The organism is Streptomyces sp. NPDC093149, assembly GCF_044754145.1.
Classification (GTDB): domain Bacteria; phylum Actinomycetota; class Actinomycetes; order Streptomycetales; family Streptomycetaceae; genus Streptomyces.
In genome coordinates this window covers 1-1,350 of the sequence record NZ_JBIVON010000078.1, presented here as the reverse complement: position 1 = coordinate 1,350, position 1,350 = coordinate 1, and the positions used below count along the sequence as shown (strand labels likewise).

Below are 1,350 nucleotides of genomic sequence, written 5' to 3'. Positions count from 1 at the left end.
CGCGGTGATGCTCGCTGACGGCGGCGAGGCGATCGCGGATCTGGCCGTCCTGCGCGACCAGGGCGAGGTGTTCGGCCCTGTCGCCTCGACACCGACTACCTGGCGGCTGCTGGCCGACGTCGACGAACGCGTACTGGACCACCTGCGCTCGGCCCGCGCCCAGGCCCGGGAAGTGGCCTGGCTGCAGGCATCCGAGACTCGCGGCGGCATACCGGCGGCGAAAGCCGGCGGACAGGAACTGCCCGGCCTGGTCCTGGACATCGACGCCACGCTGATCACCTGCCACTCCGAGAAGGAGGCGGCCGCACCCACCTACAAAGGTGGCTTCGGCTTCCATCCTCTGGTGTGTTTCCTAGCCAACACAGGCGAGGGCATGTCCGGGCGGCTGCGGCCCGGGAACGCCGGAGCCAACACGGCCGCGGACCACATCGCGGTTCTGAACGACGCTCTCGCGCAGATCCCCGACGCCCACCGGCACGGCACCGACATCCTCGTCCGAACCGACAGTGCCGGCTCCGCGAAGGTCTTCCTCGCCCACGTCCGAAACTTGCAAACACGCGGAATCCGCATCTTCTTCTCGGTCGGATACGCCATTACCGAGCCGGTCCGCCGCGCGATCCGCGCCCTGCCCGACCAGGTCTGGCACCCCGCCCTGGACCAGGACGGCACCCTCCGCGATTCCGCCGAGGTCGCCGAACTGACCGGCATGACCGACCTCCCCGGCTACCCGGCCGGCACCCGCATCATCGTCCGCCGCGAACGTCCCCACCCCGGAGCCCAGCTCTCGCTCTTCGACCAGGACGAGGGCATGCGGCACCAGGTCTTCCTCACCGACACCCCGTTCACCTCCGGATCGGCCCAGTTCCTGGAGGTCCGCCACCGCCAACACGCCACCGTCGAGGACCACATCCGGTGCGGCAAAACCACCGGCTTCGGCCGCTTCCCCTCCCGCCGCTTCCCGGTCAACGCCGCCTGGCTCGAACTCAGCCTCGCGGCGATCGACCTCCTGGCCTGGACCCGCGTCCTCCTGCTGGACGGCGAACTCTCGGCTGCCGAACCCAAGAAACTCCGCTACAGGCTCCTGCACGTCGCCGCCCGGATCACCCGGGGCGGCCGCCGCCTCCGCCTCCGGATATCAGCGACCTGGCCCTGGCGAAATGAGCTCACAGCCGCATTCCACCGCCTGGCCGCACTGCCCCGCCCCGCCGGCTGACTCGCGGTCCTGCCCACCCCCGACTCAAGGACCCTGGAGAACCCGACCTCGCGTCGGGCCATCGCCATGTCCACCGGCCGACACTGCCTCAAACAACCTCGCTCAGTCACCCAGCAACCTCAACTGAAACGGCGAGG

The 1,350-nt window shown here is 69.9% G+C and carries 1 protein-coding gene; it reads left to right on the top strand.

The genetic code is table 11. The annotated features are described in order from the left end of the window. Positions 1-1,213 (top strand): IS1380 family transposase (locus tag ACIQCZ_RS42585; protein WP_402291598.1); only part of this gene is annotated, 1,213 nt, incomplete at its 5' end. Positions 1,214-1,350 lie beyond the last annotated feature (137 nt).